This window comes from Vreelandella sp. GE22, from assembly GCF_968212445.1.
Genome location: NZ_OZ309110.1, coordinates 1,818,734 through 1,844,657 on the forward strand (window position 1 = coordinate 1,818,734; position 25,924 = coordinate 1,844,657).

Below are 25,924 nucleotides of genomic sequence, written 5' to 3' on the forward strand. Positions count from 1 at the left end.
CTGGAGAAAAGTATGTCCGTTAAATCTTTGGGCCAGCTAACGCTCGATATGGTCTTGAAGACGGGCAACTTCTTGGGGCCCATGGACAAGGCCGGGCGGCGTACGAAAAGCACCACCAAGGCCATGGTCGATGACTTCAAGAAGGTGGGTAAGGAAGTTGCGGCCGTTGGCTTGGCGGCGGGCGCTGCCGCCGCCGGTGGCATTGCCGCGCTCACCAAAGCGGGCATGTCGGCCATCGACACGCAGACCAAGTTGGCGCGCTCGATGGGCGGTACCTTTGATGGCCTGCGAGCCATCAATATCGCGGCGTCGGATTCCGGCATCGACGGGATGGAGGCGTCGCTCAATCGGATGAACCGCCGTTTGGGCGCCGTTGAGATGAGCGGCGGCCCCGCGGCTAAAACCGTCGAGCGCCTCAACCTGAACCTGCGCGAAATGGCCAGCATGGACGTTGACCAGCGCATGGCTTACATCGCGGACCGTATCCGCGATTATGGCGGCTCGGCGCAAGAGTCGGCACGCCATCTTCAGCAACTGGGTTTCGAGCAACGCGGCGTCGTCGAGCTCTTCCAGCAGGGTGGCGACGCAATCCGTGACGCACGCCAAGAGGTTGACGACTACGGTCTATCGGTTAGCGCCGTGGATGCCGCTGCGATCGAGGCCGCGAATGATGCGTTTAGCCGCACCGGGCGCTTGGTGGAATCCACTCGCAACGCGCTGGCTGTCGAGCTGGCGCCGATCATCCTCGAGGTGGCCAACAACTTCAACGAAGTAGCGCGCGAAGCGGGCGGCATGCAAGACGTCGTCCAGCAGGGTGTCGATACCTCGCTGATGTACCTGGGTCGCTTCCTCGATGCGGTATGGGACATCGACCGGAGCATCCAGCATGCCGGTGTCAGCACCCGGCGCTTTGCTCTCCAGGTCGTCAATGCCATGGCCACCGGCGCGCAGGCCATCATGGAAGGCCCGGTCAATGCCATCAATCGGCTGATTGAAAACATTAACCGGGTACCCGGTGTTGATGTAGGTTTCGTCGATCAGCCTGATTTTGTCTACGGCATGCGCGACCAGGTGGACGCGCTTGAGCAATCCATCCGTAGTGCTCAGCATGAGCTGGAAGAGCTGGAGTCGGGTACGCGCCCCTCCGAGCGTTTAAACGCATTCATTCAGCAGGCGCGTGAAGCCGCCGCCGAATTGCAGACGAGCGCCGGGGTCGGCTTCGGTGACGGCCTTCCGGGCGATGACGACACAGGCACTGGCAGCGGGAGCGGCTCAGCCAGCACCGCCCGTGCCGCGAAGAAAGCCGCCGACGCCATCGCCACCCAGGTGGCCGCTCTTGAGCGCCAGGCCGAAACGTTGGGCATGGCCGACGATGCCATCAAGCTCTTCGAGTTGGCGCAGGATGGTGCGACCGATTCCCAGCTTGCCGCCGCCCGCGCGGCACTTGAAACCATCGACGCATTCGAAGCCAGCGAGAAAGCTGCCGCCGACTACGAAAGCCTGCTGCAGTCGCTGCGCACCACCGAAGAGCGCCTCACCGACCAGGTCCGCGACCGGCTCGCCGTTTTGGATGCCGCCAACGTCGCCGGTGAGGAATACGCCAACGTCGCGGCCCGCATCGCCGCCGCCGGTTTTGAGGACGCCCCCAGCTACGGCGGCCTGAACGCCATTGTGGGCGGCGCGTTCAGCGAGTTGAACCGCATCGATGAGGCTCAGAACGAGCTGCAAGAGTGGTACGCCACCCAGCTCGAAATGCTCGACAACTACCGCCAGGAACGCGCGGACCTCTCCGAGCAGTGGGACGAGCAAGAGCGCGCCCTGCGCGAAGAGCACTACAACGAGCTGGCCCGCATCGACCAGGCCCGCCAGATCGCCCAGCTGGCTGCCGCCGAAGGTCTGTTCGGTGACCTATCCAGCGTTACCAAGGCCTTCGCCGGCGAGCAAAGCGGCATCTACAAAGCCATGTTCGCCGCCGAGAAAGCGTTCGCGATTGCGTCCTCGATCATGTCGATCCAGCAGGGCATCGCCGCCGCCGCCTCGCTGCCGTTCCCCGCGAACATCCCGGCCATGGCCACCGTGGCCTCCGCCACCGCCGGCATCGTCACGACGATTCAAGGCACCAACCTGGCGGGCATGGCCCACGACGGCATCGACTCCGTCCCGCAAACCGGCACCTGGCTACTCGAAAAGGGCGAGCGCGTCACCACCGCCGACACGTCGGCAAAGCTCGACGCCACGCTGGCGCGGGTCGAAAGCCAAATGAACCGGCCGGGGGATGGGGGCGGCCGTGGCCAGGCGCCGATCGTGAACGTCGACGCTCGAGGCGCGACCGACCCCACGGCCACCGCCCGCGAAGTCGAGCGCGCTGTGGAACAGGTCTATCGGCGGGTGGGTGAAGATTTCTCAACCAACGGCCAGTTGCGCCAAATTCTAGGGGTTTAAATGATCGACTGGCCCGCACACATCAAGCCTCGGCGCATGAGCTGGGGGCGCCGGTTCAACACCCGCGCGTTCACTTCGCCGCTGTCGCAGTCGCAACAGATCACCGGGGCGCCGGGTTCGTACTGGCAGTGCTCGCTCGAGTTCCCCACGCTCAACCGTGAGCAAGAGCGCGCGCTCTCGACGTTCATCGGCCGCCTGCAGGGCATGGCGGGCACGTTTCGCCTGCGCCCCTGGACGCGCCCGCCCGGGCCGTTCGCCGGTAATGCGGTGGTCGATGGTGCCAACCAGGCGGGCGCCCAGCTCGTTACCCGGGGCTGGCAGGCCAGCCGCGTGGTGCTGCGCGCCGGCGACTACCTCACCGTGAACAACCAACTGCTGGAAGTGCTCGAGGATGTCTCGAGCAACGGGCAGGGCCGGGCAGTGATCCCCGTCTCGCCCTGGCTACGCGTGCCGCCCACCAATGGCGAGGGCGTGAACTATCAACAGCCCTACGCCGTCATGCGGCTCTCTGAAGACGAACAAATGCTGGACGTTCAAGCGCTTATTGCCAGCGGTACGATCACCGCCCGGGAGGCCTTCTAATGCTCGCCTTTCCCTTCTCCGACTCCGTCGTCGACCTGCTGGCGCGGCCCACGGTGCGCATGGCCTACGCCGTCGAGCTGGATTTTCTCAACGGCTGGGCCCGGGCGCATACCGGGTTCGGGCCGCTGGTCATCAACGGCCAGACGTTCGAGGGCGTCGGCTCGTTTGGCAATATCGCCCCGGTGCGCGAGGGGCTGAACAGCTCGTCGGCGCTATCCACGACGCTGACGCTGTCAGGCCTGGACCCCAGCATCATCGGCGCCACCCTGGGCGACCGATGCCGGGGGCGCTTCGGCCGCCTGATGGTGGTGGCGTACGACGACAACGGCGACTACGCCGCCGACGTGCTGATCAGCGGATACATGGACGCCCCGACGATGAGCTACGCGGGCAGTGAGGGCGAGAACGCCATTAGCGTCACGCTGACCGACCGCATGGTCGACTGGGAGCGCCCGGGCACCGAGCGCTGGACCGACGAGAATCAGCGCAACCGCCACCCCGACGACCGCTTCTTTTACGCGATCGGGCAGATGTCCGACTGGCCCATCTATTGGGGCGCCAAGCGCGACGCGCCCACTTTCACGTATCGCTGACTTGCCGGATTTCCTCGGCCCACCTGACCTCTGGCGAGCCGCCGTTGTTGCGTTTGTATTGCGCAATGGCTGTTTTCTTGGCCGCTGCCGCTGATTCTGCTTGCACGACGTATTCCTGGTCGCCGCCGTGGTGGCTAGCAAGAACCACTTTGTATTCCCACATATTCACTCTCTCCGGTTAGTGATTTCCTGAGTAGATTACATGCGTTATCGAGACTGGACCACCCAGCTACACACCGCCATCAAGGCCGCCTACGGGCGGCCTTTTTCGTGGGGCGAGTTCGATTGCTGCCTGTTCGCCGCCGACTGCTGCATCGCGGTGTGTGGCGTCGACCCCGCCGCGCCGTACCGGGGCCGCTACACCACCGAGGTGGGCGCCAAGCGCGTGCTGCGCAATACCCACGGATCATTAGAGGGCGTATGGGATGCCTGTTTCAAGCGCGTGCCGGTGGCCATGCGACAGCGCGGCGACCTGGTGCTGTTCGAATCCGAGTTCGGGCGCTGCGTGGGCGTGGTGTGGGCCAGCGCGATATGGGCCGTCACAGAACAGGGCGTACACCGCGTACGCGCCGAGCCGCTGATTTGCTGGAGAGTCGAGAATGTCTAAAGCGGTTAGCGCGGTATCCAGCGTTGTAAGCGCCGTCACCAAGCCCGCGCAGAAGGTGTTCGGGCTGCTGATGCCCAAGGTGCCGAACCCCGCCGGCAGCGGTATGACCGGCAGCGAGCTCAAGCAGGTCATCCGCTCATCGAAAGAGCCCGCGCGTTACGTGTTCGGCCACGTCGGCACCGGTGCGCTTCTGGCCTGGGCGCAAGAAGAGCCCGGCGATCAGGACGAAGGCGAAGAGCTCTACCTGATTTACGTGCTCACCGAGGGCGCTATCGAGTCTCTCGACGAGATCTATATCAACCAGGAGCCGGTGGCCACCGCCGGCGAGCTGATCGAGTACGAACTGGTCAGCGGCCCGACCGCGCCCAACGCGTACATGCTCGAGCACTCGCCGGACTGGCGCGACACGATGATTGGCCGGGGTCTGACGTATGTGCGCATGACGCTCAAGTACGACCCCGAGTTTTTCGCCAGCGGCATTCCGGACGTGCTGTTCGAGTACCGCGCCCGTAACGATGTATACGACCCGCGCACCGACGCCAGCGGCTACAGCGACAACGCCGCCCTGGTGATTCTCTGGTATGTGCGCAATCGCCTGCGCGTGCCAGACGACGAGATCCTTTGGGACACGTTCATCGACGCGGCGAACATCTGCGACGAGCCAATCACGAACCCCAACGGCAGCGTCGAACGCCGCTACGCCATTAGCGGCGGCTTCCGCGCGGACGAACGCAAGGACCGCGTGCAGGCCGATTTAATGGCTGCCTGTGCGGGCTCGCTGCTGCGAGTGGGCGGCAAGATCGGTTTGCAGGTGGGCGCCTACTACGGTCCCGCCGAGTTCACCATCGACGAAGACATGATCGTCGGCGCCGTCACCGGCCAGACCGAGACCAGCCGCGCCGACGCCGTCAACACCATGCGCGGCACGTTCATTAGCCGCGAGCAGCGCTGGGTCGAAACCGACTACCCGGCGGTGAGCGTGGCGGAGTGGGTCGAGGAGGACGGCGGGCAGATCGAGGACTCGCTGAACCTGCGTTTCGTCTCGAGCCCGTACCGCGCCCAGCGCCTGGCGAACATCGAGCTGCGCCGCAAGCGCGCCGGCGGCCGCCTGGAGCTGCCGCTCAACTTCCGCGGCTACGCCTGCCGCCCCGGGCGCGTGGTGCGCGTGGAGCTCCCCTCGCTCAATATCAGCGGCGAGTTCGCCGTGGTCGATTGGGATTTCAGCGGCGAGAACGGCTGCAAGGTCAAGCTGCGCGCGGAACAGCCCGAAATCTACGACGACGCCGTCGGCCAACCCTTCGATGTCACGAACTTCATCCGCCTGCCCACCGGCGGCATCGGCTCTCCCACCGGCCTGCGCTACGTCGTCGAATCCGTTGGCGAGGTCGTTCAGGGCCTACTGCTTTGGAACCCGGTCGACGCCGCCTTGCACTACAACGTCGTCATCAAGCACGACGGCCAAGCCGTGCAGTCGGCGCAGGTGCCGGCGGGCGTCGAGCGCTGCGAAATCGGCGGCCTGGTGTCGGGCAACTATACCGCCGAGGTCCGCGCGCGCGGCCGGCTAGGCCAGTCTGGCCCAGCGAGCATCACGTTTTCGATCAGCGCGCCGCCCATGCCCGAGCGCGTCCGGCTCGAGATCGGCAACCGCGAGATCACCCTGATTCCGTTCATCGCCCCCGGCGCGTCGCTCAACGGCGGTCATTACCGGTTCTATTTCACCCAAAACCCGAACGCGTCACAGGCGCAGTCCGATCTGCTGGGCGAGGGCCTGACGTTTACGCACACCGGCCTCGCGCCGCAGCAGACCTATTACTACTACGTGCAGTCGGTTAACGCGTATGGGTCGTCGCCGTTTCTGCGTGTCGAAGCCGTCACAACACTGAAATTTGACGAAGAGTGGCAATGGCTCGAAGAGCAGCTGCGGGCGCCGGGTGGCATCGTTGATCAGTTCGAAAATGAAATCGACCACCTGGGCGATACCGTCGCAGAGGCGAATGCCCAAATCGACGCCGCGGTCGACAGCGCTAACGCAGCACTTGATGAAGCGCGCGCGGCGCTGGACGCGTCTCAAGGGTTTGAAAGCGGCATCGAAGACGCACAGGCGCAAGCCGCGTCGGCGTTAGAGCGCGCACAAGCCGCGCTGGATACCGCCGACAACGTCGCTCAGCGAGTTACGGACCTGGGCACCGAGTTTGATGACGCCACTGCTCAGATCACGCAGCAAATCAGCGCGCTCGCGACAGAAACGGACGCGCTGACCGAGCTGTACAACAATCTGAGCAGCGAGCTCGGCGAAACCACTGCCGAGTTCGACCAGCGTATTTCCGCGCTCGCCACCCAAACCGAATCGGTTGTTCAAAGCGTCGAAAGCCTCGAATCCGATCTGAACGGCATGAACGCGCAGATCGAAGAGACGCGCCAAACTATCGTGCTCAATCAGCTGGCGCAGGCGACGATCAACACCGCGATGCAAGCCCGCGCGGCGCTGGGTGCCGCGGCTATCGACGTTGAGCGCAACGTGCGTGTCGATGAAGATCGCGCGCTGGCCGAGCTGATTACCCGCGTGGAAACCGAGTTTGGCAATGCGAATTCATCGTTTGAAGAGCGAATAACGTCGCTGTCCGATGCCAGCCAGGCATTAACGCAGCAGCTGACGACACTGCGCTCAGAATTCGAGGATAGCGAAGGGCTTATCGAAGAAACGCGGCAATCGATCGCGATGGCGGAAATGGCTCAGGCCGTGCAAAACCTCGCCCTGCGCGCGCGGACCTCGAGCGGGAATGCCGCGCTGGATGTGGAAAACATCGTGAGGCAGGACGAAACCAGTTCGCTATCCACTCGTATCATAGAACTAAGCACTGATTATCAGGGCAACAAAGCCGACGTCCGGCAACAGTTGACCGCGTTCAGCAGCGAGCAAGAATCCATCGCCAGTAGCCTTACCCAGCTCGATACACGTTTTGAAAACAACCGCTCTAGCGTCAATGACCAGTTGATCTCGGTTTCGAGTGCGCAAAGCGCTACCGCAGGGCGCCTGAGCCGTTTTGAGGTAGAGGTCGATGGCGAGATAGCGAGTGTTCACCAGGACGTGTCAGCCGTCTACGACCCCCGCACTGGCGCCGTAGCGCGCGCGGTTACGACCGTCAATGCGAATGGCCGCCAAGGCGTGCTGGGGATCCAGGTCAACGGGCGTAACTCGGAGATCATCGGTATCGCGGATCAATTCGCGATTCTCAACACTGTGAATAACCAGCTTGTGACGGCGTTCGTTGTTCGCGATGGCCGGGTCGTGATTCCCGACGCGCTCATCCGTGACGCATCCATCAGCAACGCGAAGATCGTCAACGGCTCTATCGACAATGCCAAGCTCGCTAATGCGGCGATCACCGCCGCGAAGATTGCGAACGGTGAAATCACGAACGCTAAAATCGCGAACGCCGCGATCAATAGCGCGAAAATAGCCAACGCTGCTGTAGGTACCCTGACTATCCAGGGTGAAGCCGTTACCGCCGTTGCATCGACAACGACAAATGGAGGCGTTGTCATCGCACCCGCTAACGGCTGGGTTAACGTTCAGTCGCTACTGGTAACCCGCAACGACACGGGCTCCCCCGTATCTATTTTGGGTGTCGCGTACGTGACGATGAGTTGGAATATCGGCACAGATACGTTGAGCCAAACGGTGCGCGCGCGTCTCTGGGATGCAACGAGTGGAACGGGTATTACGTTGGACGGCACAGTCTTGTCAACACCGTCGGTAGGGCAATATTCAGGCGCCACGCCGATCGTACTAATGGGGAACATCCCGTCTAACTGGTCAAATCGGCAGGTCGTAATGCAAGTTGCCGTCAGCCGAGTAGCAGGCAGCACGGCCAGCTCGGCAAATTGCACTGTTAATGGGCGTAGCCTGCAGGCCACCACTACTAAGAGGTAGGAAATAAATGAACACCTATGCATTTATTGACGAGCAGGGCGGCATTCTCCAGGTCTACCGTACGACCCAGCAGATCGTGCCCTGCGCGGACGAGGTCGATGACCGCACCCACTATTTCGACGGTCACGACATCGTGCTCAAGAAACCGCTGGAATATGAGGTCGAGCACGCTGGACTTTCGGTCACGCTAACGGGCCTGCCGCCGGGGCTGTTAGTCGATACCAACGGGCAGAGCGCCCAAGCCGATGAAACGCCGCTGACGATCGAGTACGACGTGCCAGGCACGTACGCTTTGTCGTTTTCCGGGCTCGTCGAATACACAGACGTGGGCGTGGAGGTGACCGTTGGCGACCCTTAATGCCAAAACCTATAAAACCCGCGACGCTGCCGAGGCCCATTATCTGGGCCTCGTTGACGAGTGGGCATCGGAAAAGCGGCGTATCGACCCGGCACAAGAAGCGATCTACGGGCGCAAAGCGCAAGAGGCGAATACTGGCGGCGGCCCCTGGCTCAATGCCGAAGCCGACGCGCTGTGCGTCGATAAAGCCGCGCTGTGCGAGCAGGTCAAGGCCGCGCAGGCGCAACGCGAAAACGAATGGCGCGCGATCGAGATCGAGCGACTCAAAGCGAAAGCAGCAGTGCGGGGCGCATCGAGCGCGGCGGAAATGCATGCGATCTACAACACATTGAGGGCAGACTGATGGCGACACCGGCGAATTGGGAGCAGTTTCAGGAAGATATGGGCCGCTGGCAAGCCGCCGCCGAAGACCTGGCGCGGCGGTATGAGCAGCTCATCGATGTTGCGAACAGCGGGGAGCTGGGGGCGTTGGCGTTTGCGCCAGATTTGTCCAGTGCGCCGATGGGAAGTCTCAGTGAAATGCAGCGTCGATTGCAGATTCAAAATGTAGCTAATCGTGGGACAGTGGGTTCTGGTGCGCGCATTATGAGAGAGGGTGCTGCGGGGTGGGGCATTTCTAACGGGTTAGAAATTACAGAGACGACTTCCGATGGAACCCACGACACAAACAAAATTGTAGTAAATGGTTGCACATTACTTCCTGGTGCATCCACCAATGTTTTCCCTGTACATTCATCGGGGGATTCTCTTATTCATGCCGGCTGGGGGGCAACTTTTTGGGGTCAGATTGGATTCAGTACGGCAAGAAACGAGCTTTGGATGCGTGTTTGCAGAAGCGGGAATGTCCGGGGTTGGGAAAAAGCCTATACGACTGGCAACACAACGCGTGATTCAAACGGCAATCTACGTGCCGCTTCCCCCATTTTTCGCGTAGCGATTAACACAGAAAGCGCGGCGGGCGACGGATTCGAGCCCGCAGGCTCAGGCATGCGCAACAACGAAGCACCGGGCGTAACGTGCGAGCGTATCGAAGCCGGCGTCTACGTTGTCAGCGATTCACTCGGTTTTGACACAAACGATTCATGGCCATGCGGATTCACAATCCCGACTGACGCCAACGGTAATGCGATGCTATTCGCAGAGTCCGAGCAAGCCGATGACGGCACGATCACGATTCGCACGTATGAGCCGTTAAAAGACCCCCAGGGCTGGAACGTGGGCGGCGATCCGATGGACGTGCCGGAGGGTCGATTCATCGCGCTGCGTCTCAAAATGCCCGCGCCGCCCAGCGACGAATACCCGGACGAGGAGCCCGCGCCGGAGCTGACGCCGGAAGAGCAGGAACAAGAGCGGCTGGAACAGCTAGAGCGGTGGCGCGCTAATGCGACAATCACGCCCCGACAGGCTCGACTAGTGCTATCACGGCATGGCCTGCTCAAGGGCGTTAGCGACGCTATCGCTGGCATTGACGACAATCAGGAGCGCGAGACCGTAGAAATTGAGTGGGAATATGCAGTAGAGATTGCGCGCGCTTCGAGCTGGGTCAACACACTGTATAGCGCCCTGGGGCTCTCGCAAGAGGATGTTGACGAACTATTTCGAGAAGCCGCGCAGATCTAAGCGCTCCGGCTCAGCCCAACACCACCACCGCCTCGAGCGGTTTTTTTGTGCCCAAAAATCAGGAGCAACACAATGTCGCAATTCCCGAATCTCGATAAACTCAACGACGCCGCCCGCGCCGCGCGCGAAAAACTCGACGCCGCGCTGCAGGAAGAGCTGCCGCCAGGCGCCATTGTCGCGGTGGAATCCGGCCCCGAATTTATGGGGCGGTTTGAAGTGCAGGAGTACCCGCGGTTGTCGCACACCCAGGTGCTGGTCAAAAACCTCGAGACCGGGGTCGAGCGGCGGGTGAATTATCAGCAAGTGAAGCGGGTCGACTAGATCGGGCTGGCCCGGACGGTTTGGCCCGATTCCCCTCCTGGGCGTTTGGCCAGCCGCCACACGCCGACATCGTTCAGATCCCGGCGCCGGAGAATGTTCGCCTGGCTACCGGGGTCGCTCACGTTGCCGATGGGGTTGTGTGCGTCGCACCGCCCGCTGTAGAGCTTTCCATTACGCACGATGTGGTACTCGATCATACGCGGGGGCAGCGTGCCGGCGAATTTCCGCCAGCCGCGGCGCTCCATGGCCTTGCGCCACTGAATGGTTTCATAGCTCATGGAGAGGCTACTGTAGAGTGATAAGCCACTCTTTGTCGGCATCATCGGAGACGTAATAAGAGTCTTCACTGTGGGGCTCAGAGAACCGCTCGGCAGACTCTAAAACGAGCTCTTCGCCAGATGACAGGAAAAACAAGGCTTGGCCTTTAGCCGATCCTCGAGGTCCGGCTAAGCGCTTATGCACAATCTCTTTAAACTCGACCGTGACATAGTCGCTTTCGCCTTCAGCGGTAGTGACATCAATTATTCGTGACATGACAGGCTCCTGACTATTTTTCTTAGCATAGCCTAATCGTAGCCTGGTCGCGTTTTGGTCGCAGACTGAGTGCGACCAGTGTAGATAATGTAATCAGTGGAAAGCGTAAGACACTGATAATTCGTCTAAGGCCCGGTGCAAGCGCGGCCGTTGAAATTGCCACAGCGGATTCAAAATCCGCCGATTCAGTCATTCCTCTCAAAGTGTATCAACCCTGGAATTCCATTATCGGCATTATGAATTACCAGTAGAGCATCCATGCGCTCGATAATTTCTGGACGATCTGTTTGTGCCCACGCAAACCAGCGGCGCCCAGCTTTAATCATGTCTGTGCAAAATATATCTACTTGTAGCTGAAGCACATTGTTCAGTTGGTTCAGGTGAGCAGAGCCCCATTTGGGTGGTTGGATGAAATGAAACCTTTCTAGGCTATGTTTAGCCTTGCGCTCGTGATCTCCGCCCCCGGCGTGAAGATAGCTGCACCTCAAGCCATAACAATCTTCATCGCTTAAAAAGATATGGCCTCCAACAGCAGGGCCGGTGCCTGTATATGTCGCTTGCAACCAGCTTCGGTACCATTGCTTGTACCTAATACCTACTGATTTCTCTTCTGGCTTTTCTAGTTTTCCTGCAATGTCGGGAATTGTTAGTGCAGTAGAAAGTGCACCATACCAGTCTTGTGCTGCTATCGATTTTTCAATCGAGGTGAAGAAGCGTTCCATATAGCCCCCTGATGTATATTCGTATTAGTAAACTAATCAATCAGTCTGGCATTGGTATGGCTAAACGCTATTCCTGAAATTCAATGGATGGTTGCGGTTTGGTTGCTGACTGGCTGCAACCAATATAGATAATGTAAGCATAATAAGGCGATGAAGCCGCTTGTTAGGCGTGAAGCCGCATGGCAGGCGCGACCGTGGTAGATGCTGCTTTGCACTCATAATCCCTTGCCTTTACCTATCCACCAACGCCTTGAACTGCTCCAGACCTTCCGCCGTCATGCCACCCTGGAGCGCGTCCAGATAGTCTGAGTACCACTGCATCATCGTGCGCCGCTTCTCGATGTACTGCGCCTGGTTATAAACCCCAGCCACACCCGCTTCTTTATGCGCGAGCTGTGCCTCAACGAGCTCCATGGGCCAACCATGCTCGCGCAGCAGGGTAGACGCCGTGTGCCTCGTACCATGCCCCACCAGCTTGCCCTTATAGCCAATTTTCGATAGCACCAGGTTGATCGTATTCTCGCTCAGCACGCACTGTTTAGGGCCTTGCCCTGGAAAGACTAGCCGCTGCCGGCCGGTTAGCAGGCGCAGCTCTTTCAGCGATTCCAGGGTTTGAGTAGGTAGCGGGACAATGTGATCCCGCCGTGCCTTCATCTTCTCCGCGGGAATGCGCCAAAGACCATCTTCAAAGGAAATCTCCGGCCACTCGGCGAAGCGAACCATACCCGGCCTTGAGGCGGTACGCAGTATCGTCCAGATAGCCGTCAGGGTAGTGGTGCGCGATTTCGAGTGGTTCAACGCGCGCAAGAACTCCGGCAGGTCAGCCTCGACCAGATGCGGGTAGCGCTGGGAGGGTGGGGCAATGGCGGCGATTCTGTGCAGCTCGCTGGCGGGGTTCAGCTCGCAGAGACCTTCGGCGATCGCCTCACTGAATATCTGGTTCATCCAGACACGTACCTTCTCAGCAATGTTGTATGCCCCCCGCGCTTCAATAGCGCGCTGAACGGTCGCGCATTCAATTCGGGAGATTTTGCTCAAAGGCTTGTTGCCGATGCGGGGCAGTACGTCCAGGTCGAGGTAGCGCCGCATTTGTGACGTAGTCCCTTCAGCTCGACCGACATCGATTTTTCGCTGGTACCAGCGTTCAGCAGAGTCTCGGAAGACGGGGAGATCGCCTTGCTCATCCACGTTGGCAATGTCGATACCATCGGCCAGCTGGCGCCGTAGATCTTCTGCGCTTCGCCGGGCGGCCTTACCGGAAATACTGGGGAAGCCGCCCAAACCTTTCCATGACCATTTGCCATTGGGTCGCTTGTAGCGAAGCTCCCATGATTTCGAACCGTTGGGCTTTACGCGCAAGTACAGGCCTGAACCGTCGAGTTCACGGTAGGCTTTTTCTTCGGGTTCAAGTGAAGCGAGAACGGTATCGGCGAGAGGTCGCCGTTTTATCTGAGAACGTTTCATGCAGAGTCGCTAGTTGTATGCCTGAAGTTAAGCATACAAGAGGGCATACAGAAAAACGATGGATATAGGGGGTAAAGCAGGGGAAACCAGACCAAAGAAAGGAGGTGACAAGGCTTGGTTTGTATAGCTTTAGAGCGTGTTGAGCATTCTAAAGCATTGAATTTGGTGCGGATGGGGAGACTCGAACTCCCACACCTTACGGCACTAGAACCTAAATCTAGCGTGTCTACCAATTCCACCACATCCGCAGAAGACGAGGCGTATAGTATCAATATTTAGCGCTAAGTCAATAAGGTGCCAGAAGAAATTATTACCGAACGGGTGAGATTGCCATGGGGTTAATGAAGTGGGGCAGGGTAGCCAATGCGGCATTTAAAAAAGCGCTGCCGGGATACTGCGCTTTCTGTCTATCGCCAAAGGCCGGAGTAGAAGGATGGTGTGACGAATGCTATTCGCTGCTTGCGCATAACAACTGCGCCTGTCCCCGGTGCAAGGAGCCACTGCCATCGTCTTATACCGGGGCTGAAATGGCGCTTTGCGGCCACTGTCTGGTCGAACCGCCGGCGTTCGCCGCGACCACCGCCGAGTTTCTCTACCTGGAGAGCGTTAAAGAGCTCGTACGCGATTTTAAGTTCCACGCCTCACCCCGGGCGGGCATGCTGTTGGTGGAGTTGATGCTAACGCGTCCACCGGCGACGGTGGGTGATGCGCTCATCGGCGTGCCTATGCACCCGGCTAAAGCGCGCGAGCGCGGCTTCAACCAGGCACACTGGCTTGCCCAGCAGCTCGCCAAGCGTTTGGAGCTGCCCTTGCTCACCGGAGAGTGTATTAAAAACCTACCCTCGCAACGCACGCTCAACCGTAAGGAGCGCGCGGCCAATTTAAGAGGTGCCTTCAAGCTTCCTCAAAGGCTTCCATCCCACGTAACCGTTATCGATGATGTCGTTACAACGGGGGCCACCGGGCACGAGCTGGCGCGCAGGGCGTTAAGCGCCGGCGCGAGCCGGGTCGATCTCTGGGCGCCGGCGCGCACACCTCTGGGAAGTAACTGATAGAATGGGCATTTTGCAGGAGCAGCGTATGGCCCACGCATTTAGCGCGCTTTCCCCGGATGCGGTGATGTCCGCCGCCGAATCCGTTGGCATTTATCCGGCCGCCGAGCCCTTTGCGCTCAATAGCTACGAAAACCGCGTGCTGATGTTCCAGGACGATGACCAAAGACGCTGGGTGGTGAAGTTTTACCGCCCCGGGCGCTGGAGCGACGCTTCAATCGAAGAAGAGCACGGCTTTCTTGCCGAGTTAGAGACCGCCCGCGTACCGGTCAGCGCCCCGTGGCGCGATGGTCAGGGCCGCTCGCTACACACCTACGTGCATGGCGACCAGCCATTTCGCTTTGCACTATTCCCCCAATGTGTGGGCCAGGCACCGGAGCTCGATAACCCCGAGCATCTTTTCGCGCTGGGGGAGCTATTGGGCCAGCTGCACGAGCAGGCTGTTAAGGGCAGCTTCGAGCACCGCCACACACTGCATTTCGAAAAAGACATAAAGGACGCCGAGGCGCGGGTGCTGGCAAGCGGCCGGTTAGGCGAGCAGCAGCAAAGAGCCTACTGCCAGGTAATCGATAAAACGCTTGCGGCCTTGGCGCGGCTTGGCGTCGCCAAAACACCCTTGATACGTACCCACGGCGACTGCCATCTGGGCAATATTCTGGGCCGCGACGAGCGTTTTCACCTGGTCGATTTCGACGATTGCCTGATGGCGCCCGCCATTCAAGATGTTTGGATGCTGCTGCCCACCGGTGAGCCCGATAGCTGGCAAGCTCAGCTGAGTGAAATGGTCGAAGGTTACGAGCAGATTAGACCCTTTCCCAGCGAGCAGCTTGGCGTGATCGAGCCGCTAAGAGCCTACCGTTTGATTCGCTACACAGCGTGGCTGGTGTCGCGCTGGGAGGATCCCGCTTTCCCCCGTGCGTTTCCCTGGGTGGCCGAAAGCGGCTATTGGGACCAGCACATTCGCCAACTGGAGCAGCAGCTGCTTCAACTAAGCGAGCCGCGCTGGCTTGCATGAGAGAGGCTCGTTAAAGCGCGGGGCGTTGGCAGTGGCGTTTGAATGTCGGGATGTGGATGTTTAACCACGGTTTTTGGTCGGTTTTACCCTGCCACCCAAGCCCCGGGTAGGGTAAAATGCGCGCACTCCATCGCTTTTAACTTTTCGCTTTTAATGATTCAAACGTTCATGGGCCTGGCGGCTTATGGCGTAAAAGCGCCTGAAAGCAGTTTGCCATGGGGCGGCACGCATCCCCGCGCTATCGATGAACCCGCAGGTGTGTTCTAAAGCCCGTGTCGCCCATCAGTTAGGTTGAATGAGGCTCGTCATGACCGATGACATTGCAAAGAACTATCGCGACATTATTACCGCCCTGGGCGAGGACCCGGACCGGGAAGGGCTTCGGGATACGCCCACCCGAGCCGCCAAGGCGATGCAGTTTTTGAACGCGGGCTATAAAACCTCGCTCGATGAGATCGTCAACAACGCGGTGTTCGAGTCGCAAACCGATGAGATGGTGCTGGTCAAGGACATCGAACTCTACTCCATGTGCGAACACCATCTGCTGCCGTTTATCGGCAAGTGCCATATTGCCTACCTGCCTGATGGCAAGGTGCTGGGGCTTTCAAAGTTCGCGCGTATCGTCGATATGTACGCTCGGCGTATGCAGATCCAGGAGAACCTGACCCGCGAAATCGCTGAAACGGTGCAGGAAGTGACCGGCGCGAAAGGCGTGGGCGTCGTGATCGAGGCGCGCCATCTTTGCATGATGATGCGCGGGGTCGAGAAGCAGAACTCGAGTATGACCACCTCGGTGATGCTGGGTCGCTTTAGAAGTAGCCAGGCAACGCGCCAGGAGTTTTTGACGCTGGTGAACTAAGCGAGGAAATTTCACTACCTGAAAGCAAACATTTGGTCAAACGGGCAGATTCGTCTTAGCATGAAACGATTGAAATGAATCGAGCATGGAAATCACCGACGACCTTCGGGTCAGGAGACTGTCATGGAAGCGCTCAAGGAAACCGAACTGTACTGCCCGTTTGCCTATATAGACGGTAGCTGGGTCGCCGCCGACAGCGGCGAGCAGATCAATGTCATCAACCCCGCTACCGGCGAAAGCATGGGCGACATGCCGCGCCTTGGCCGCGCGGAGACCGAGCGGGCGATCGACGCCGCGGACCGCGCGCTGCCCGCTTGGCGTGCGCTGACCGCCCTGGAGCGCTCGGATTTGCTGTTCAAGTGGTATGACCTGATGATGGAGCATCAGCACGACCTGGCCGTGCTGATGACCCACGAGCAGGGCAAACCCGTCAAGGAAGCCGAAGGCGAAATCGCCTACGCGGCGAGTTTCATTCGCTGGTTCGCCGAAGAGGCGCGCCGGGTTTATGGCGAAACCATCCCGGCGGCGAAAGCCAGTCAGCGTATCGTGGTGACCAAACAACCCGTGGGCGTGGTCGGGGCGATCACCCCCTGGAACTTCCCGGCGGCCATGATTACCCGCAAGGCCGGGGCGGCGCTCGCCGCGGGCTGCACGATCGTCGTCAAGCCTGCCAGCCAAACGCCGTTTTCCGCCACCGCGCTTGCGCTTTTGGCCGAGCGCGCGGGCATCCCTCGCGGTGTGTTCAACGTGGTGCCGGGCAGCGCTTCCGAGATCGCTAAAGCGCTGACCGACTCGCCCAAGGTGCGCAAGATTACCTTCACCGGCTCCACCGAAGTGGGCCGCGAGTTGATGGCGCAAGCCGCGCAGCACGTGCAGAAAATTTCCCTGGAGCTGGGTGGCAACGCGCCCTTTATCGTCTTCGAAGACGCGGATCTCGATGCTGCCGTCGAAGGTGCCATGGCGGCCAAGTTTCGCAACGCCGGACAAACCTGTGTGTGCACCAACCGCTTTTTGGTGCAGTCCAGCGTGATCAACGCGTTTTGCGAAAAGCTGGCCGTGGCGATGAATAGCGAGCTGCACGTCGGTGACGGCACCGAGGCCAATGTTAACGTGGGCCCGTTGATCAACGAAGACGCGGTCAAAAAGGTCAGCGAGCACGTTCAGGACGCCGTGGATAACGGCGCCGAGCTGCTGTTGGGGGGCCAGCCGCACCCGCTGGGTGGCAACTTCTTCACGCCGACGCTGATCAACTTTGCCAACGACAAGATGAAGGTCGCCCACGAAGAGACGTTTGGCCCGCTGGCGGCGGTGTTCCCCTTCGATGACGAGGAGACCGCCATCGAGATGGCCAACGATACCCAGTACGGTCTGGCCTCCTACTTCTACTCGAAGGATCTGGCCCGGGTATGGCGTGTCTCCGAGGCGCTCGAGTACGGCATGGTGGGGATCAATACCGGGCTGATCTCCAACGCCGCCGCGCCCTTTGGCGGGGTGAAGGCCTCTGGCCTTGGCCGCGAGGGTGGCCATCAGGGCCTCGAGGAGTACCTGGAGACCAAGTACCTGTGTATGGAGCTTGGCAGCTAATCGATCGGTCGATAGTGGCCAGTCTAAAAAAGCCCGGGCAAATGCCCGGGCTTTTTAATGGAGGAGCCGCTGGATCACAAAGCGACTCTGGTCTTGGCTCGCTGGGTAGTGCGAGTTTAGTGGCGGAAATGGCGCATGCCAGTAAAGACCATGGCGATATCGGCCTCGTCGGCGGCGTCGATCACTTCCTGGTCGCGCATGGAGCCGCCTGGCTGGATGACCGCGGTGATGCCCGCTTTTGCGGCGGCGTCGATGCCATCGCGGAAGGGGAAGAAGGCGTCCGAGGCCATGACCGAGCCTGGCACGGTGAGGCCTTCGTCCGAGGCCTTGATACCAGCGATTTTAGCCGAGTAGACGCGGCTCATTTGACCGGCACCCACGCCAATGGTCTGACCATCCTTGGCGTAGACGATCGCATTGGATTTGACGAACTTGGCGACCCGCCAGGCAAACAGTAGATCACCCAGTTCTTGCTCGGAAGGCGCGCGTTTGCTGACCACAGTGAGTTCGTCGCGGGTGACCGCACCCTGGTCGAGCTCCTGCACCAACAGACCGCCGTTGACGCGCTTGTAATCCAGCGCGGCTTTTACGTTCCGGCCCTCTAATGCAGCGGTTTCCAGCAGGCGTACGTTCTTTTTCTCGGCCACGATTGCAGCAGCCTCGTCGCTGACGCCAGGGGCGATGATCACTTCGACGAACTGGCGCTCCACGATGGCGCGGGCGGTGTCGCCGTCAAGCGCTACGTTGAAGGCGATGATGCCGCCAAAGGCGCTGGTCGGGTCGGTGGCGAAGGCCTTGTCGTAGGCTTGCAGGGCCGTGGCGGCGGTGGCCACGCCGCAAGGATTGGCGTGCTTGACGATCACGCACGCCGTTTCATCGAAGGCCTTGACGGCTTCGAACGCCGCGTCGGTATCGGCCACGTTATTGTAAGAAAGCGGCTTGCCCTGGCGGATTTTGGCCGTAGCCACGCTGGGTTCACAAGCGTTCGGGTCGACATAGAACGCCGCCTGCTGGTGCGGATTTTCGCCGTAGCGCATGTCCTGCTTTTTGTTCAGTTGCAGGTTGAAAGTGCGCGCGAAAGTAGCGTCGCTTTCGCTGACCTGGCGCCCGAGGTAGTTGGCGATCGCGCCGTCGTAGCCGGCCGTATGCTCGAAGGCCTTGACCGCCAGATCGAAACGGGTCGCTTCGCTTACGGCGCCATTCTGGGCGGCCATCTCACCCAGCACCCGGGCGTAGTCACTGGTGTTGACGACGATGGTGGTGTAGGCGTGGTTCTTGGCGCAAGCGCGCACCATGGTCGGGCCGCCGATATCGATGTTTTCGATAGCGTCTTCAAGGGTGCAGTCGTCCTTGGCCACGGTAGCCGCGAAGGGGTAGAGATTCACCACCACCATATCGATGGGGTCGATATCATTTTCCGCCATGACCGCATCGTCCTGGCCCCGACGCGCCAGAATGCCGCCATGAATTTTGGGATGCAGCGTTTTTACGCGGCCATCCATGATTTCCGGAAAGCCGGTATGCTCGGATACTTCCTGCACCTCGATGGCGTTTTCCTTGAGTAGGCGAAACGTACCGCCCGTCGAGAGCAGGGCAACGCCTTGCTCGCTCAGCCCGCGGGCGAAGTCGACGATGCCAGTTTTGTCAGAAACGCTCAGGAGGGCGCGGCGAACAGGAGTGTGGGTACTATCTGCCATTGGATGCTCGTAAGAGTCAGGGATTAAAAACGACAACGCCCCATTTAAGGAGCGTCACTTTCGATTAGGCTGTACTGCTTTAACTTCTTGCGCAGTGTACCTCGGTTGAGTCCCAGCACGTCGGCGGCTCGCGTCTGGTTGCCGTCGGTGTGGTCCATCACGCAGGCAAGAAGCGGTGCCTCTACTTCGGCCATCACCATGGCATAAAGGTCAGTGGCCTGACTGCCATCGAGATGCTCGAAGTAACGGCGCATCGCGCTTTCCACGGCTTCTCTCAAAGGCTGGGGGCCCGCTTGCGGGTCCGGGCCCTGGGTACCGAGAGAAGTCACTTCGCTATTCATTATAAAACGTTCGTTCATGCAGCATGGCTTCCTTTTGCTAGCAGGTGCGCCGCGGCGTCAGGCGTCATCGCCTCGTTGATCCATTCAAACTGTGCCTGAGGGGTGCTGAGCGCATTGAATTGTTGTTTTAATGACTTGCGTTGGGCCTCGTCGAAGCGGGCGTCCTCGTCGAGATACCAGCCCAGATGTTTGCGCGCAATGCGCACGCCCATGGTGTCACCGTAGAAGGCATGCAGGGCGGCGATGTGCTCGTCGAGCACGACGCGACGCGTGGCCAGTGAAGGTGGTGCAAGGCGTTCACCGTGGGCCAGGTAGTGATTGATCTGTTCGAATATCCAAGGGTTGCCCTGGGCGCCTCGACCCACCATGAGCGCATCCGCCCCGGTATAGTCGAGCACGAAAGCAGCCTTCTCGGGCGTGGTGATATCGCCGTTGGCGATCACTGGAATCGACAGATGAGAGGCGACTTCGGCGATGGTGTCGTACTCGGCACAACCAGTATAGCGCTGTTCCCGGTGTCTTCCATGTATCGCCAAGGCTTTGATCCCGGCGGACTCAGCAAGCCTTGCGATGCTCAGCGCGTTGTTGGAGTCCTGACACCAGCCGGTACGGATTTTAAGCGTCACGGGGATATCCACTGCGCGCACCACCGCGTTTAGTATCTCGGCCACCAGCGCTTCGTCGCGCATCAACGCCGAGCCCGCCGCTTTATTGCACACCTTCTTGGCCGGACAGCCCATATTGATATCGATCACCTGGGCGCCAAGCTCGGCGTTGAGCCGGGCGGCGTTGGCGAGCATCGCGGCGTCACCGCCGGCGATTTGCACCACCCTGGGCGATGGCTCGCCGGTATGATCCATGCGCAGCTGAGATTTGCGGGTGCGCCAAAGCGAAGGGTCAGAGGTCACCATTTCGCCCACCACCCAGCCTGCGCCAAGGCGGCGGCAAAGCCTGCGAAACGGCCGGTCGGTCACGCCGGCCATGGGGGCCAGCATTACCGGGCCATGAAGGGGGTAAGGCCCAATGTCAGGAAGCTTAAGGGTCGATAATGTCATGATGATTCAAGCGTTGGGCGAGCGGGTGGGCGCGTTAAAGGGGCGTATGATACGCCTACCCGCTAACAGGGTGAAGGCCCTACGGCAATTATACCGGCCGCTTGCCGGTCAGGCGCACCCAGCCTTCGCGTACCGCCGGCTCGTCGATCACAAGCCCCTGGGTTTCGTAGGCTTTAATGACCTCATCGGCCTGGTTGGCCAGAATGCCGGAAAGCGCGATATGGCCGCCCGCGGCCACGTGGCCGGCGATGGTGCCGGCCAGTTCGATCAACGGCCCGGCCAGGATGTTGGCGGTCACGATCGGGTAGTCGCCGCCTTCGAGCTGCTCCGGGTAGTAAAGCGATAGCCGCTCTTCGGCCACCTGATTACGCTCGGCGTTTTCGCGGCTGGCCTGCAGCGCCTGGGGGTCGATATCGGTGGCATCGGCTCTATCGGCGCCCAGCTTGAGTGCGGCGATGGCGAGAATGCCCGAGCCACACCCCACATCCAGTACGGTCTTGCCCTCGAGGCTGCCTTCGACCGCCAAACCGTCGAGCCACTCGAGGCAAAGCGCGGTGGTGGCGTGGGTGCCGGTACCAAACGCCAGGCCCGGGTCGAGGATCAGGTTGACCGCATCAAAGTGCGGAGGCGTGTGCCAGCTGGGCACGATCCAGAGCCGCTCGCCCATTTGTAGTGGGGCGAAGTCGTCCATCCACTCGCGCTCCCAGTCACGATCCGCCAAAAGCTCGTACTCGATACTCGGGCAGGGTTCGCCGGGCATCTGCTCGGCCCAGGCCGCCTCGATGCGTGAAAGCATCGCGTCGATGCCTTCCAGGTCGTCGTACAGGCCGGTCAAAATGGTGTCTTGCCAGAGTGGGGTAGTGCCCCGGTCGGGTTCGAACACCGGGTCGTCCTCGGCGTCTTGCAGGCCGATGGCGGTGGCGCCTTCTTCCAGTAAAAGTTCCTCGAGAAGTTCCGCCTGCTCGGGGGCGACGTGGGCGCGAAGCTGTAGCCAGGGCATGGCACTCTCCGAAAATGATGAACGGGGGAAACGATAACGGGGTGGCTAGGCCACCCCGTTAGACGCGATTGCAAGCGTGGATTAGCTGCTCAGCTTTTTCTCGAGATAGTGAATATTGACGCCGCCCTGGCGGAAGTAGCTATCCCGTACCAGATCTTTTTGCAGGTCGATATTGGTTTTGATCCCTTCGACCAGTAGCTCGTCGAGGGCGTTGCGCATACGCGTCAAGGCGGTCTCACGGCTGGCGCCCCAAGTGATCAACTTACCGATCAAGGAGTCGTAGTGCGGCGGCACGCTGTAACCCGTGTATATGTGCGAGTCCATGCGCACGCCAAGCCCGCCCGGGGCGTGATAGAGCGTCACCTTGCCCGGCGAGGGCATGAAAGTACGCGCGTCTTCGGCGTTGATCCGGCACTCGAAGGAGTGGCCGTTGATCTGCACGTCTTCCTGGCGAATCGACAGCGGCAGACCCGAGGCGATACGCAGCTGCTCCTTGACGATGTCGACGCCGGTGACCATTTCGGTCACGGGGTGCTCGACCTGGACCCGGGTATTCATCTCGATAAAGAAGAACTCGCCGTCTTCGTAAAGAAACTCGAAGGTGCCGGCACCACGGTAGTTGATTTCCAGACACGCCTGGCGACACGCTTCCAGTACTTTGGCGCGGGCGTCCGGGTCGATCCCCGGCGCCGGGGCTTCCTCCAGCACTTTTTGATGGCGACGCTGCAAGGAGCAGTCGCGGTCATAAAGGTGGATGGCGTTGCCCTGGCCGTCGGCGAGTACCTGGACTTCCACGTGACGCGGCTTTTCCAGGAATTTTTCCATGTACACCGTGCCATCGCCGAAAGCGGAGTGGGCTTCGGTGCGGGTCACGGTAATCGCCGAGAGTAGGTGGCCTTCGGTGTGCACCACGCGCATACCGCGGCCACCGCCGCCGGCGGCGGCCTTGATGATGACCGGGTAGCCGATACGGTTCGCCGTGGCCAAGTTGGTGGCATCGTCGTCACCCAGCGGCCCATCGGAGCCGGGCACGGTCGGAACGCCGGCTTCTTTCATCGACTCGATGGCGCTGACCTTGTCGCCCATCAGGCGAATGGTCTCGGCGCGTGGCCCAATGAAGGTAAACCCGGAGCGCTCGACCTGTTCGGCGAAGTTGGCGTTTTCGGATAAAAAGCCGTAGCCGGGGTGTATGGCGCTCGAGTCGGTCACCTCGGCGGCGCTGATCAGCGCGGGGATGTTGAGATAGGACTGGCTCGATGGCGCTGGCCCAATGCATACCGCTTCGTCGGCCAGGCGTACGTGCATCAGGTCCCGGTCCGCCTTGGAGTGCACCGCCACGGTCTTGATCCCTAGCTCTTTACAGGCGCGAAGAATACGCAGGGCAATCTCGCCGCGATTCGCGATAAGTACCTTATCCAGCATGGGAGAATCCACCCGTATTGAAATGAAAGATTAAGCGATGACGATCATGGGCTGATCGAATTCCACCGGCTCTCCGTCTTCCACCAGGATAGCCTCTACCACGCCGTCGCGATCGGCTTCGATCTGGTTCATCATTTTCATGGCTTCGACGATACATACCGTGTCGCCTTGCTTGACGGTATCACCTACTTCGACAAAGGCTTTCGCACCCGGTGCCGGGCTGCGGTAGAAGGTGCCGACCATGGGCGAGTTGACCGCTTCACCGCGGTAGCTGGTCGCCGGGGCGTCCGGGGCGGTATCGGTGCTGGAGGGCTGAGCCGCGGGTGCCGGTGCCGGCTGGGGGTAGCCCGGGTAGCCGTATTGCGGCATCTGCTGAGGCTGCCAGCTTGCGCCATCCGGGTGGCGGCTGATACGGACCGATTCTTCACCTTCCTGAATCTCGATTTCGCTGATGTTGGATTCTTCGAGCAACTCGATGAGTTTTTTAACCTTGCGAATATCCATAATGGGGGCCCTATGCTGGTGAATAATAATGGTGCGCGTGCCTTGAAACGCACGTTTAAAAGCGCAGTAAACCAAATAGTAAAAGAGTCAAAAGGCTGCACGTTAACGAACGATGCCTGCCGGACAGCCTTAAAAGCGCGTATTTGACCGATATGGGGGCGGAGTTTGCCGAAAAACACCCCTATTGTCCAGCGCGAGGGCTTCAAAGCCCTTATGGGCGCAGTGCGTGGCTACTAAGCGCCCCGGCCGTCTTGCTGAAAGCGTTTGAGCGAGGCGAGGTGCTTTGCGAGGGCGTCGGCGCTGATATCGCCCTGAACGCGGGCCTGGCGAATCTCTTCGCCTGCATCGAAAAACAAAAGGCTCGGCGGGCCGAATAGCTCGAACGCCTCTAGCGCCGCCCGGGTTTGCGGTGTGGTCTCGGTGACATCGACCTCGATCAGCGTCAGGCCTTCGAGTGCGCTTACCACGCGCGGGTCCGGGTAGACGTTGCGCTCCATTAACTTGCAGGAGATACACCAGTCCGCGGTGAAGTGTACGAACGCAAGGGTATCACCGCTTTGTTCCAGAGCACCTTGCAGTTCCTCGAGCCCCGCCACCGTAGTGAAAGCGGGCGCCTCGACCTGCTGTGATGAAGCGTTCGATGAGCCAAGGCCGCCCAGCGGGCGCAGCGGGTCGTGACTGCCTTGAGCGGCGCCGAAGACCAGCGCCACCCCCCAGGCCAGCAGCATCAGGGCGAGGGTCTGACGCGCGCGGGCAAAGCCGCTTGCCTGGTGAGTGTTTAGCGCGCCAAGCGTCAACGCGGTACCGATTGCCAGGGCGGCCCAGAGCAAAAGTGCAATCGATGGGTCGATCAGACGCTCGATCATCCAGATGGCCACGCCAAAGAGCAGCAGCCCGAAGGCCACTTTGACACCGTTCATCCACGCCCCTGAGCGCGGCAGCAGAGTCGTGCCGAACGTGCCCACCAGTAAAAGCGGCAAGCCCATGCCTAGCCCTAAAGCAAACAGTACCGCGCCACCCATCAAGGCATCGCCCGTGGTCGAGATGAACACTAAAGCGCCGGCCAGCGGCGCGGTCACGCAGGGTGAAACCACCAATACCGACAACGCCCCGGCCAGGGCCAGCCCCGCGGGGCCACTTTGCTGAGCGCGGGTTTGCCAGCGCTCTACCTGCTGGGAGAGGCGCGGTGAAAGGCGCAGATCGAACGCCCCCAGCATGGCCAAGCCGAACAGGCCAAAAAGAGTCGCAAAGCCGATCAATACCGGCGCCGACTGTAGCCGTGCCTGCAGATTGAGCCCCGCGCCGAAAAGGCCCATCAGTATGCCGACCACGGCGTAGGTGGCGGCCATGCCCAGTACGTAGCTCGAGGAGAGCACGAAGGCCCGCGGCCGCGTAGGGTTTTGTCCCACGATGATCGACGAGAGGATGGGCAGCATCGGCAATACGCAGGGCGTAAAGGTCAGCCCGATGCCCGCTAATAAAAAAAGCCCAAGCGCGACGGGCAGGCTCGTTTCGCTAATCAGCGCGCTGAAGCGCCCATCTTCGCTTTGCGGCGCGCTTAATGAGGCGGCGTCTCCCGCGGTCGTGGTCGCTGGTGCTTCTTCTGCCTCGCTTTGCCAGTCTGCAAAAGCGGCGGGCGGGGACGTTTGGGCGGCCTCCAGGGTAATCTGTTCCGGCGGGTAGCAAAGTCCGGCGTCGGCGCAGCCCTGAAAGCGGAACTCGAGGGAGACCGGACCGTTTTGAGCGGTGGTAAAAGGCGCTTCGAATACCAACTGGTCCCTGAAAACGTAGGCCTCGCCCATGAATTCGTCGGTAATGAAACGGCCCTGGGGAATGACCGGCGCGTCCAGCAGCGCTTGTTCATTGGAGGTGTCGAGGGTGAGCTGATGGCGGTAGAGGTAGTAGCCCTCGCTGATATCCACCCCGACGTAAACCCGCTCACCGTCGTGCCAGGCCTGGCTTTGAAACGCCTCGAGTACCGGGAGAAAATCGCTTTGGCTGCTATCCGAGAACCACTGGGCCTGGGCCGCCAACGGTAGAGCCAGTAAACAGGTTAAGAGTAAGCGCTTGATCAATAACACGGCAGGTCCTTGAAAATCGTCCCGCGTAGCATAACGTACCAGAGCGGGCGCGCGTAGCGGCTGCGATGACGTGCCGCGCTCGGCGCTTGGCCCGCCTGGAATGCACGGGTTTTTAATGCATTCGTCTTCGATACCAG

General features: G+C 60.5%; 25 protein-coding genes and 1 tRNA gene. 13 read left to right on the forward strand and 13 right to left on the reverse strand.

What is annotated here, in order from left to right; genetic code table 11:
• Positions 1-12: 12 nt before the first annotated feature.
• The 3 genes from ACWHRL_RS08690 to ACWHRL_RS08700 are packed head-to-tail and all read left to right on the forward strand — an operon-like array spanning position 13 to position 3,617.
• Positions 13-2,442 carry a hypothetical protein gene (locus ACWHRL_RS08690; RefSeq protein WP_447896052.1) on the forward strand — a complete coding sequence of 810 codons (2,430 nt, stop codon included), beginning with the start codon at positions 13-15 and terminating at the stop codon, positions 2,440-2,442.
• Positions 2,443-3,024: a hypothetical protein gene (locus ACWHRL_RS08695; protein ID WP_447896053.1), complete on the forward strand. Its 582-nt coding sequence runs from the start codon at positions 2,443-2,445 to the stop codon at positions 3,022-3,024.
• Positions 3,024-3,617 carry a hypothetical protein gene (locus ACWHRL_RS08700; protein ID WP_447896054.1) on the forward strand — a complete coding sequence of 198 codons (594 nt, stop codon included), beginning with the start codon at positions 3,024-3,026 and terminating at the stop codon, positions 3,615-3,617. Before ACWHRL_RS08695 ends, ACWHRL_RS08700 begins: the two co-directional genes overlap by 1 nt.
• Here the strand turns inward: ACWHRL_RS08700 and ACWHRL_RS08705 are convergent.
• Positions 3,604-3,780, reverse strand: a complete 177-nt coding sequence (locus ACWHRL_RS08705; protein ID WP_447896055.1) for a hypothetical protein — start codon at positions 3,778-3,780, stop codon at positions 3,604-3,606. The genes ACWHRL_RS08700 and ACWHRL_RS08705 overlap by 14 nt on opposite strands.
• 39 nt (positions 3,781-3,819) lie before the next feature.
• On the opposite strand from ACWHRL_RS08705, the gene ACWHRL_RS08710 reads away from it, so the two are divergent.
• The 6 genes from ACWHRL_RS08710 to ACWHRL_RS08735 all read left to right on the forward strand — a co-directional run bounded on the left by ACWHRL_RS08710 (position 3,820) and on the right by ACWHRL_RS08735 (position 10,457).
• Positions 3,820-4,224, forward strand: a complete 405-nt coding sequence (locus tag ACWHRL_RS08710; RefSeq protein ID WP_447896056.1) for a DUF6950 family protein — start codon at positions 3,820-3,822, stop codon at positions 4,222-4,224.
• Positions 4,217-8,158: a phage tail tip fiber protein gene (locus ACWHRL_RS08715; RefSeq protein WP_447896057.1), complete on the forward strand. Its 3,942-nt coding sequence runs from the start codon at positions 4,217-4,219 to the stop codon at positions 8,156-8,158. Before ACWHRL_RS08710 ends, ACWHRL_RS08715 begins: the two co-directional genes overlap by 8 nt.
• Positions 8,159-8,165: 7 nt before the next feature.
• On the forward strand, positions 8,166-8,516 hold the full coding sequence (locus tag ACWHRL_RS08720; protein ID WP_447896058.1) for a hypothetical protein: 351 nt from the start codon (positions 8,166-8,168) through the stop codon (positions 8,514-8,516).
• The gene (locus ACWHRL_RS08725; protein WP_447896059.1) at positions 8,503-8,859 is read left to right on the forward strand and encodes a hypothetical protein; all 357 of its coding nucleotides are present in this window, start codon (positions 8,503-8,505) and stop codon (positions 8,857-8,859) included. Before ACWHRL_RS08720 ends, ACWHRL_RS08725 begins: the two co-directional genes overlap by 14 nt.
• Positions 8,859-10,136 carry a phage tail fiber protein gene (locus tag ACWHRL_RS08730; protein ID WP_447896060.1) on the forward strand — a complete coding sequence of 426 codons (1,278 nt, stop codon included), beginning with the start codon at positions 8,859-8,861 and terminating at the stop codon, positions 10,134-10,136. Before ACWHRL_RS08725 ends, ACWHRL_RS08730 begins: the two co-directional genes overlap by 1 nt.
• A gap of 72 nt (positions 10,137-10,208) precedes the next feature.
• Positions 10,209-10,457 (forward strand): hypothetical protein, encoded by a 249-nt coding sequence (locus tag ACWHRL_RS08735; RefSeq protein WP_447896061.1) that lies wholly within the window; start codon positions 10,209-10,211, stop codon positions 10,455-10,457.
• Here ACWHRL_RS08735 and ACWHRL_RS08740 read toward each other — a convergent pair.
• The 5 genes from ACWHRL_RS08740 to ACWHRL_RS08760 all read right to left on the reverse strand — a co-directional run bounded on the left by ACWHRL_RS08740 (position 10,454) and on the right by ACWHRL_RS08760 (position 13,425).
• Entirely contained in the window at positions 10,454-10,735 is a 282-nt protein-coding gene (locus ACWHRL_RS08740; RefSeq protein WP_447896062.1) for a hypothetical protein, read from the reverse strand. The genes ACWHRL_RS08735 and ACWHRL_RS08740 overlap by 4 nt on opposite strands.
• A 7-nt stretch (positions 10,736-10,742) precedes the next feature.
• Entirely contained in the window at positions 10,743-10,991 is a 249-nt protein-coding gene (locus ACWHRL_RS08745) for a hypothetical protein (RefSeq protein WP_447896063.1), read from the reverse strand.
• 185 nt (positions 10,992-11,176) lie between these two features.
• Complete coding sequence (locus ACWHRL_RS08750; protein WP_447896064.1) at positions 11,177-11,713, reverse strand: hypothetical protein; 537 nt, start codon at positions 11,711-11,713, stop codon at positions 11,177-11,179.
• Positions 11,714-11,944: 231 nt separating this feature from the next.
• Positions 11,945-13,177, reverse strand: coding sequence for a tyrosine-type recombinase/integrase (locus tag ACWHRL_RS08755; RefSeq protein ID WP_447896065.1), 1,233 nt, complete (start codon positions 13,175-13,177; stop codon positions 11,945-11,947).
• Positions 13,178-13,340: 163 nt separating this feature from the next.
• A tRNA-Leu gene (locus tag ACWHRL_RS08760) sits at positions 13,341-13,425 on the reverse strand.
• 279 nt (positions 13,426-13,704) lie between these two features.
• On the opposite strand from ACWHRL_RS08760, the gene ACWHRL_RS08765 reads away from it, so the two are divergent.
• The 4 genes from ACWHRL_RS08765 (at position 13,705) to ACWHRL_RS08780 (ending at position 17,687) form a co-directional block, all read left to right on the forward strand.
• Positions 13,705-14,229 (forward strand): ComF family protein, encoded by a 525-nt coding sequence (locus tag ACWHRL_RS08765; RefSeq protein WP_447896066.1) that lies wholly within the window; start codon positions 13,705-13,707, stop codon positions 14,227-14,229.
• 28 nt (positions 14,230-14,257) lie between these two features.
• Entirely contained in the window at positions 14,258-15,244 is a 987-nt protein-coding gene (locus tag ACWHRL_RS08770; RefSeq protein WP_447896067.1) for a serine/threonine protein kinase, read from the forward strand.
• A 307-nt stretch (positions 15,245-15,551) separates the two neighbouring features.
• A complete protein-coding gene (gene folE, locus ACWHRL_RS08775; RefSeq protein WP_447528767.1) occupies positions 15,552-16,103 on the forward strand; it encodes a GTP cyclohydrolase I FolE in 552 nt (183 codons plus the stop codon).
• A gap of 123 nt (positions 16,104-16,226) precedes the next feature.
• Positions 16,227-17,687: an NAD-dependent succinate-semialdehyde dehydrogenase gene (locus ACWHRL_RS08780; protein WP_447896068.1), complete on the forward strand. Its 1,461-nt coding sequence runs from the start codon at positions 16,227-16,229 to the stop codon at positions 17,685-17,687.
• A gap of 116 nt (positions 17,688-17,803) precedes the next feature.
• Here the strand turns inward: ACWHRL_RS08780 and purH are convergent, their stop codons facing one another.
• The 7 genes from purH to dsbD form a co-directional block, all read right to left on the reverse strand.
• A complete protein-coding gene (purH, locus tag ACWHRL_RS08785) occupies positions 17,804-19,384 on the reverse strand; it encodes a bifunctional phosphoribosylaminoimidazolecarboxamide formyltransferase/IMP cyclohydrolase (RefSeq protein ID WP_447896069.1) in 1,581 nt (526 codons plus the stop codon).
• 44 nt (positions 19,385-19,428) lie between these two features.
• Positions 19,429-19,725 carry a DNA-binding transcriptional regulator Fis gene (gene fis / locus ACWHRL_RS08790; protein ID WP_447896157.1) on the reverse strand — a complete coding sequence of 99 codons (297 nt, stop codon included), beginning with the start codon at positions 19,723-19,725 and terminating at the stop codon, positions 19,429-19,431.
• A gap of 14 nt (positions 19,726-19,739) precedes the next feature.
• Positions 19,740-20,780: a tRNA dihydrouridine synthase DusB gene (dusB, locus tag ACWHRL_RS08795; protein WP_447896070.1), complete on the reverse strand. Its 1,041-nt coding sequence runs from the start codon at positions 20,778-20,780 to the stop codon at positions 19,740-19,742.
• 88 nt (positions 20,781-20,868) lie between these two features.
• The gene (prmA, locus tag ACWHRL_RS08800) at positions 20,869-21,780 is read right to left on the reverse strand and encodes a 50S ribosomal protein L11 methyltransferase (protein ID WP_447896071.1); all 912 of its coding nucleotides are present in this window, start codon (positions 21,778-21,780) and stop codon (positions 20,869-20,871) included.
• An 81-nt stretch (positions 21,781-21,861) separates the two neighbouring features.
• Positions 21,862-23,202 carry an acetyl-CoA carboxylase biotin carboxylase subunit gene (accC, locus tag ACWHRL_RS08805; protein ID WP_447896072.1) on the reverse strand — a complete coding sequence of 447 codons (1,341 nt, stop codon included), beginning with the start codon at positions 23,200-23,202 and terminating at the stop codon, positions 21,862-21,864.
• Between the two features lie 30 nt (positions 23,203-23,232).
• A complete protein-coding gene (gene accB / locus ACWHRL_RS08810) occupies positions 23,233-23,706 on the reverse strand; it encodes an acetyl-CoA carboxylase biotin carboxyl carrier protein (protein WP_447528773.1) in 474 nt (157 codons plus the stop codon).
• 233 nt (positions 23,707-23,939) lie between these two features.
• Positions 23,940-25,787 carry a protein-disulfide reductase DsbD gene (gene dsbD, locus ACWHRL_RS08815; RefSeq protein ID WP_447896158.1) on the reverse strand — a complete coding sequence of 616 codons (1,848 nt, stop codon included), beginning with the start codon at positions 25,785-25,787 and terminating at the stop codon, positions 23,940-23,942.
• Positions 25,788-25,924: the final 137 nt, after the last annotated feature.